General features: G+C 72.9%; 7 protein-coding genes. 5 read left to right on the top strand and 2 right to left on the bottom strand.

Annotated elements, in window-relative coordinates; translation table 11 throughout:
- Nucleotides 1–667, top strand: a 667-nt coding sequence (locus ACVNF4_RS29675; RefSeq protein WP_461805968.1) for a bifunctional adenosylcobinamide kinase/adenosylcobinamide-phosphate guanylyltransferase, incomplete at its 5' end; no start/stop codon positions are given.
- Nucleotides 668–673: 6 nt separating this feature from the next.
- Here ACVNF4_RS29675 and ACVNF4_RS29680 read toward each other — a convergent pair.
- Complete coding sequence (locus ACVNF4_RS29680; RefSeq protein ID WP_461805969.1) at nucleotides 674–1549, bottom strand: class I SAM-dependent methyltransferase; 876 nt, start codon at nucleotides 1547–1549, stop codon at nucleotides 674–676.
- A gap of 156 nt (nucleotides 1550–1705) precedes the next feature.
- Between ACVNF4_RS29680 and cobT the strand changes: the two genes are divergently transcribed.
- Genes cobT through ACVNF4_RS29695 form a run of 3 tightly spaced genes read left to right on the top strand, consistent with a single transcriptional unit; the run spans nucleotide 1706 to nucleotide 5354 of the window.
- The gene (cobT, locus tag ACVNF4_RS29685; RefSeq protein WP_461805970.1) at nucleotides 1706–2791 is read left to right on the top strand and encodes a nicotinate-nucleotide--dimethylbenzimidazole phosphoribosyltransferase; all 1086 of its coding nucleotides are present in this window, start codon (nucleotides 1706–1708) and stop codon (nucleotides 2789–2791) included.
- 32 nt (nucleotides 2792–2823) lie between these two features.
- The gene (locus ACVNF4_RS29690) at nucleotides 2824–4536 is read left to right on the top strand and encodes a phosphatidylglycerol lysyltransferase domain-containing protein (protein ID WP_461805971.1); all 1713 of its coding nucleotides are present in this window, start codon (nucleotides 2824–2826) and stop codon (nucleotides 4534–4536) included.
- A complete protein-coding gene (locus ACVNF4_RS29695) occupies nucleotides 4533–5354 on the top strand; it encodes a hypothetical protein (protein ID WP_461805972.1) in 822 nt (273 codons plus the stop codon). Before ACVNF4_RS29690 ends, ACVNF4_RS29695 begins: the two co-directional genes overlap by 4 nt.
- Before the next feature lie 8 nt (nucleotides 5355–5362).
- On the opposite strand, the gene ACVNF4_RS29700 is transcribed toward ACVNF4_RS29695, so the two are convergent.
- Complete coding sequence (locus ACVNF4_RS29700) at nucleotides 5363–6136, bottom strand: hypothetical protein (RefSeq protein ID WP_461805973.1); 774 nt, start codon at nucleotides 6134–6136, stop codon at nucleotides 5363–5365.
- Nucleotides 6137–6251: 115 nt separating this feature from the next.
- On the opposite strand from ACVNF4_RS29700, the gene cobS reads away from it, so the two are divergent.
- Nucleotides 6252–7034, top strand: a complete 783-nt coding sequence (gene cobS, locus ACVNF4_RS29705) for an adenosylcobinamide-GDP ribazoletransferase (protein ID WP_461805974.1) — start codon at nucleotides 6252–6254, stop codon at nucleotides 7032–7034.
- Nucleotides 7035–7255 lie beyond the last annotated feature (221 nt).

Here is a 7255-nt window from a genome sequence, read left to right on the forward strand (position 1 = left end):
CGTCCACCTCGATCACGACGTCCCCCCGGGGACGGAGCTGCGGCGCCGGCTCGCGGCGGCCGGTGCGCGGGCTGTGGCGGACGGGACGACGCTGGCGGTCGGGGTCTACGAGGACGTCCCCGACGTCCCCCGGCGCACCCTCGTCCTCGGCGGTGCGCGGTCCGGGAAGTCCGTGGAGGCGGAGCGGCGGCTGGAGGCGTTCCCGGACGTGCTGTACGTGGCGACGGGCGGGACGCGCGGCGGGGACACGGAGTGGGCGGCGCGGGTGTCGACGCACCGGGAGCGGCGTCCGGGGTCGTGGCGTACGGCCGAGACCTGCGATCTGGTCCCGCTGCTGGCCGCCGACGGGCCCTCGCTCCTCGTCGACTGCCTCTCCCTGTGGCTCACGGACGCGATGGACTCCGTCGGGGCGTGGGACGACGCCGAGTGGGCCGACGGCGGCGAGAAGGCCCTGCGGGAGCGCGTCGCCGGCCTCACCGCGGCGATCCGGGGGACCCGGCGGACCGTCGTCCTCGTCTCCAACGAGGTCGGTTCGGGGATCGTCCCGGCGACGCCGTCGGGGCGGCGGTACCGGGACGAGCTGGGGCGGCTGAACGCGGCGGTGGGGGCGGAGTGCGAGCAGGTGGTGCTGGTGGTGGCGGGGCAGGGGGTGGTGTTGCGGGGGTAGGTGCTTCTAGGGGGTGCGTTTTCTGGCGACGATCCGGTAGGTGTTCGAGAAGCGGGTGCGGCGCAGGAGCGGGGCCAGGGCGTGGTCCAGGGCCGTCGCCAGGGCCGTGACCGGGGTGGTGAGCGGGAGGGCGCGAGCGGGGAGGTGGCGGGTCAGGAAGAGGGCTGTGGCCGCCGCCAGGTCGTACGGGACGTGGGCCGTGCGGTGGTCTGTCGTGACGATGTCGCAGCCCTGGGACTCCAGTTCTGTGCGGAGGTTGTCCGCGGGGATGAGGTGGGGGTGGCCTGCGGGGTGCCACCATGCGCCGAGGAGGGGGGCGAAGGCGCTGGTGGGGTCGGGGAGTTCGAGGAGGAGGTGGCCGCCGGGGCGCAGGGTGCGCAGGGCGGCGGTGAGTTCGGCTCGGGGGTCCGGGGTGTGTCCGAGGTGGTGGAGGAGGCTCACCACGTCGTAGCGGGCGTCCAGGGCGGGGCCCAGTTCGTGGTGGGCCTCCTCCACCCGGCCCGCGAGGCGTGCGCGGTCGACGCGGGTCGTGGGGTCGACGCCGTCGAAGGACGTGTAGGTGAACAGGTCCTTGGCGGCTTCGGGGAAGCGCGCGTGGCCGGTGCCGACGTCCAGCCAGCTCTCGGGTTCGGGGAGGCCGGTCATGGCCTGGGCGGTGGCGCGCAGGCGGCGCCGGGTGGTGCGGGCGGCGAGGACCCGGTCCAGGAGTTCCCCGCGTACGCCGCGCCGGTGCGGGGCCTCGGAGGCGGGGCGGGGGTTCTGGAAGGCGTGGGCGCAGTCCTGGCACTCGTCGACGGCGAACGTGCCGGGGCGGCGGGTGCGGAGGCTGCTGGATCCGCACCAGGGGCAGTCTTCGCGGCGCGGTTCCTGGAGGTCCTGCATCGGGGCTCCCCGTGGGCGGCGGGTGGAGAAGGCGGGTACGACAATCTTCGCGAAACGGAACGTATGGGATCGCGATCTTGCGTGCAACGACGCCGCACCCCCGGGGTGGTGACGTGGCGCGGAAAGTGTTCGACCCGGGCCGGTACTGTTCGGCGAATGAGCTCGCTTAATCTCGACGACTTCACGGATCTGATCGAGCGCCCCGACGGCGGGGTGCGGCGCGACGCGGAGGCGCGTCGGGAGCGTCAGATCGTGCCGCCCGGTGCGCTGGGGCGCCTGGACGAACTGGGTGAGTGGCTGGCGGCGGCGCAGGGTTCGGTCCCGGTGCGGCCCGTCGACAAGCCGCGTGTCGTGCTGTTCGCCGGGGATCACGGGATCGCGGAACTGGGTGTCTCGGCGCACCCCGCCGGGAGCGCCGCGGACCTGGTCCGGGCGGTCCTGGAGGGCGCTCGCCCCGTTTCCGTCCTCGCGCGCCGCGCCGGGGTTCCCGTGCGTGTCGTCGACATGTCCCTGGACTGCGAGCCGGACGCCTTCCCCGCCGACGTCGTCCGCCACCGGGTGCGGCGTGGCAGTGGGCGGATCGACATCGAGGACGCGCTGACCCTGGAGGAGGCGGAGGCGGCGTTCCGGGCGGGGGTCGCCGTGGCCGACGAGGAGGCGGACTCCGGGACCGACCTCGTGGTGCTGGGCGATGTGAGTGTGGGCGGGACGACGGCCGCCGGTGTGCTCATCGCGGCGCTGTGCGGGACGGACGCGTCCGTCGTGACCGGGCGTGGCGGGGTCGCGATCGACGACCTGGCGTGGATGCGCAAGTGCGCGGCGATCCGGGACGCGCTGCGGCGGGCGCGGCCGGTGCTGGGCGACCAGCTGGAGCTGCTGGCGACAGTGGGCGGCGCCGACCTCACCGCGATGACGGGGTTCCTGCTCCAGGCGGCCGTCCGCAAGATGCCCGTCGTCCTCGACGGTGTCGTCGCCGCCGCCTGTGCGCTGGTCGGGCAGCGGGTCGCGTTCCGGGCGCCGGACTGGTGGCTGGCCGCGCACAAGTCGGGGGAGCCGGGGCAGGCGAAGGCGCTGGACCGGATGGCCCTGGAGCCGCTGCTCGAACAGAACGTGCGGGTCGGCGAGGGTGCGGGCGGGATGCTCGCGCTGCCGTTGGTGCAGGCCGCCGCCGCGTTGGCCGCGGAGCTGCCGGAGGAGCCCGCGAAGGACGACAGCGCGTCCGCCTATGAAGACCTGCCGTAAAGGTAAGTAAGGGGGACATACCATCCCGAACCATGGGAAGCGTTCGGGCTGGTGTCGTCGTCTGGTATCTACGGGTCGTCGCGTTCGTCAACTTCCTCAGCGGGGTGTGGGTTTCGCTGGGGCAGAGCGTCCGGCAGCACAATCAGGCGGATCTGTTCACGCCCTATCTGCTGACCGCCGGGTTCTCCTCCGGGGTTTTCGCCGCTTTTCTCGCCGTGATGACGAGACGGCGGAAAAGGGCCGCCTGGATTCTCAATCTCGGGCTCAGCGGGGCGTTTCTCGTGCTGTTCGCGGTGGCCCTGCTGCTGCCCGAGATCCGGCGGGCCCCGCAGAACTGGGTGTCTTTCGCGGTCACCGCCGCGTTCTTCGGGGCGCTGCTCGCCGGGCGGCGTGAGTTCTACGCCAAGGGGGACCGGGCCAACCCCAGGCTCGCGGCCCTCGTCGCCGGGTTCGGGCTGCTCGGGGCGTCCGTGGTGGCCGGGGCGCTGGTGAGCCTCACGGATCGGGCGGCCGTGCCGGCGGGGTTCGTCCGGCAGTGGTGGTACGGGGTCCTGCGGCTCGTGTCCGTGTCGGCGGACGAGGCGGGCGTGCCCGGGGTGTCGCCGCCGACCTGGGTCGACGTCACCGTCAACGCGATGAGCACTCTTCTCGTCCTCGCCGTGCTGTATGCCGCGTTCCGGTCCCGGAAAGCCGTCGATCCGCTGAGCCACGAGGACGAGAGACGTCTGCGTGAACTGCTCGACCGGCACGGGGAGCGGGACTCTCTCGGGTATTTCTCGCTGCGCCGGGAGAAGAGTGTCGTGTGGTCGCCGTCGCACAAGGCGGCGATCGCCTATCGGGTCGTCGGCGGGGTCTCACTGGCCTCGGGGGATCCGCTGGGGGATCCGGAGGCGTGGCCGGGGGCGATCGAGCCGTGGCTCGGCGAGGCGCGGGCGCACGGGTGGATCCCGGCGGTGATGGGTGCCGGGGAGGAGGCGGGGAACGTGTACCGGCGGCACGGTCTCGACGCGCTGGAACTCGGGGACGAGGCGATCGTGGACGTGGACGGGTTCACGCTGGAGGGCAGGGCGATGCGGACCGTGCGGCAGGCGTACAACCGGGTGCTGCGGGCGGGGTACACCGTCCGGATCCGGCGGCACGAGGAGGTGCCGGAGACAGAGATGGCCGAGTTGGTGCGGCGGGCGCGGGAGTGGCGGGACGGGGCCACCGAGCGCGGGTTCAGCATGGCGCTCGGGCGGCTCGGGGACCCCCGGGACGGGCGGTGCGTGGTGGTGGAGTGCTCCGACGCCGGGGGTGCGCCGAGGGCGGTGCTGTCGTTCGTGCCGTGGGGGCCGTGCGGGCTGTCGCTGGATCTGATGCGGCGTGACCACGACGGCGACAACGGGCTGATGGAGTTCATGGTCATCGAACTCCTGCGCCGCGGCAGAGAGATCGGGATCACTCAGGTGTCGCTCAACTTCGCGATGTTCCGCTCGGTCTTCGAACGTGGAGCCCGGCTCGGTGCCGGGCCGGTGCTGCGGCTGTGGCGGTCGCTGCTCGGCTTCTTCTCCCGGTGGTGGCAGATCGAGTCCCTCTACCGGGCCAACGCGAAGTACCGGCCGGTCTGGGAGCCGAGGTTCCTGCTCTTCGAGAAGAGCGCGGACCTGCCCCGGATCGGGCTGGCGTCGGCGCGGGCGGAGGGGTTCCTGGAAACGCCGGGCCGGCTGATCGGAGAGCGACGATGGCTGTCGGGGGACAGACGATGAGTGGTGGACGGCGGCTGTGGGACGCCCTCGTGCGGTGGGCCCGTGTCGAGTGGGGGCCGCTGTATCTCGCCGCGCGGCGCCGGTGGGCCGTCCCCGTGATGACCGTCGCGGCGGTGTGCACGACCTCGGTCATACAGGCCGTCCAGCACCTCGACCGGGGCTATCGGATCGTCCATGACCTCGGCGCCGTCCGCGCCCAGGACCCCCTCCCCCTCGCCCTCCTGCGCACCCCCCTCTCCCTCTTCGTCCCCGCGCTCGACCTGCCGGTCTGGGGCGCCCTCGCGCAGATCCTCCTCGTCTTCGGGCTCGCGGAGCTCTGTCTCGGCTGGTGGCGGACCCTCGCCGTCGCCTACACCGCGACCCTCGCCGGCACGCTGTACGCCCGCGCGGGCATCGCTCTCGGGACCGACGTCCCCGTCCTCGGGCTGCCCGCGTCCGACGCGAAGATCGTGGACACGGGGCCTTCCGCCGCCGTCGTGGGGCTGGCCGTGTTCCTCGCGTGGCGGTACCGGGCGTACGTGACCGGGGGTGCGGTGGTGCTGGCGATGCTGGTGGAGGTGGTGGTCAAGCCGAATCTCGCGGGGAAGGAGCATGTGGTGGCGATCGCCGCGGTGGTGGGGCTGGTGGGGGTCGTGGAGTGGTGGGGGCGGCGGACCGGGAGGCGGGAGCATGGGCGGGCCGAGTGGGGTTCGGGGACGGCAGGGGTGCGGGGCGGGCATCCGTACGACGGTTCCGAACTCGACGCCGGGCGCTTCGACGACCGGTTTCGGCCGGTGCCGAGCCGAGGGGAGGAGGAGCGGGACGGGGGTGGGGGGTGAGGCGTTCTTCAGCGTGCCGACTTCTGGTGTGACGACTTCTGGTGTGCCGGGTCCGGTTTGCCGCCGAGCAGTTCCTCCAGCCCTCTGCGCAGGCGCGACCAGCGGCGGTCGTGGCGTTCGGCCCGGCGCTCGGCGCGGGCTCGGGCCCGGGGGCGGCGGGTGTAGAAGTGGCGGGCCCAGGGGGAGGCGGGGCGGGCCAGGCGGATCGCGCCGATGAGGGCGACCGTGGGGACGATGGCGCCGAAGATGGCGGTGCGGGCCTTGCCCTTGGAGAGGGCGACGAGGGAGAGCAGGAAGTTGACGCCGACCGTGGACAGGGCGACTCCCCGGCCCGCCACTTCGTCGTCCGAGAGGTCGTTCACGCCGAGCGGGGAGTAGCCGAGGAGGACCAGGCCGACCAGGGCTGCCGTCAGCACCACCACCTCGACGCTCTTTCGGCCCTCCTCGCTCCAGTACACGTCGTCCAGGTGCAGGATCAGCGCGAACTCGTCCAGGACCAGGCCCGTGCCGGCGCCGAAGCAGACCGCCGAGACGCAGGCACCGGCGCCGTGCGAGCCGCTCGCGACGGCGCCGAAGCCGCCGATGACGGTGAGGACGATCCCGGGTACGACGTGGTGGATGTGCAGGCCGCCCGCCTTGACGTTGCCGAACGGGCCCTTGCCCGCGCGGATCAGGCGGGTGACGAGACGGGTGAGGAGGAAGGTGAGGACGAAGGCGGTGAGGGCCAGGAGGAGGGGGAGTTTGCCCGGTTCTACGATGTTCCGTTGGAGCCAATGTCCCATGTGCGCACTTTATTCCTGTTGGGGGTGGGGGGGCTGGTCGGTGGTGAGGTCGTCGGTGGGGTGGTCGGTGAGGTCGTCGGTGGGGGTCGGTCGGGTCGTCGGATAATCTGCCCCGATGCCCTCGATGTCCGCCAGTTTCTCCCTGCACGGCCTTCGGTTCGCCTTCGGCACGCTGACGGTGCTGCCCGTGCGCGTCCACCGGTGGGACCGGGAGGCGGCGAGCGGCGGCATGCGGGTCGCTCCGCTGGTCGGGGTGGTGGTGGGCGGGTGCGCCGCCGCCGCGGGAGTGCTGCTGCTCGCCCTCGGCACGGGGACGATGCTCGCCGCGGTCGCCTCCGTCGCCGTCCCCGCCGTCCTCACACGCGGGCTCCATCTCGACGGGCTCGCCGACACCGCCGACGGGCTCGGCAGCGGGAAGCCCCCCGAGGACGCCCTGCGCATCATGAAACAGTCCGACATCGGGCCGTTCGGTGTACTCACCTTGGTACTCGTCCTGCTGGCCCAGGTCGCCGCACTGTCCGAGATCTACGGCGACTCCTGGACCCGGGGCGCCTTCGCCACCCTGCTGTCCGCGGTGACCGCCCGACTGGCCTTGACGTTCACCGCCCGCACGGGCGTACCCGCCGCCCGGCCGGAGGGGCTGGGAGCGGCCGTCGCGGGGGTGGTGCCGGTGCGGTGGGCCTGGGGTGTCGGGGGGGCCGTCGTGATGTGCGCGGGAGTGGTGGGGTGGCCGGCCGGGGCCGCCCTCGCCGTTCCCGCCGTCGTGTTGGGAGTCTGCGCGGCGGAGTTGCTGCTGCGTCGGTGCCGGGAGAGGTTCGGCGGGGTGACGGGGGATGTGTTCGGGGGGGTTGCCGAGGTGGCGGGGGTGGTGAGTCTGGTGGTGCTGGCGGTGGGGTGAGGGGAGGATGGGGTGGGTGCGGTGAGTGGGCGAGTGCGGGTCGCGTACGGCTGATCGCGCAGTTCCCCGCGCCCCTAAAAGACTCACAGTGCGGATCCGTCGTGGCTGACCCAGGGCGACTCTGGTGCGCAATTCGGCTGGTCAGGTGGCTAGTTGGGTGTAGAGGCGTGTGAGTCGGGTGGTGTTTCTGGGACGTGGTGCCGGGTCGTTCCAGTAGGCGT

The organism is Streptomyces sp. S6 (genome assembly GCF_054880855.1).

Bases quoted from the DNA above. Each gene is read 5' to 3' on its own strand.
- ACVNF4_RS29680 (WP_461805969.1), bottom strand. From the start codon at position 1,549: ATGCAGGACCTCCAGGAACCGCGCCGCGAAGACTGCCCCTGGTGCGGA.
- cobT (WP_461805970.1), top strand. From the start codon at position 1,706: ATGAGCTCGCTTAATCTCGACGACTTCACGGATCTGATCGAGCGCCCC.
- ACVNF4_RS29690 (WP_461805971.1), top strand. From the start codon at position 2,824: ATGGGAAGCGTTCGGGCTGGTGTCGTCGTCTGGTATCTACGGGTCGTC.
- ACVNF4_RS29695 (WP_461805972.1), top strand. From the start codon at position 4,533: ATGAGTGGTGGACGGCGGCTGTGGGACGCCCTCGTGCGGTGGGCCCGT.
- ACVNF4_RS29700 (WP_461805973.1), bottom strand. From the start codon at position 6,136: ATGGGACATTGGCTCCAACGGAACATCGTAGAACCGGGCAAACTCCCC.
- cobS (WP_461805974.1), top strand. From the start codon at position 6,252: ATGCCCTCGATGTCCGCCAGTTTCTCCCTGCACGGCCTTCGGTTCGCC.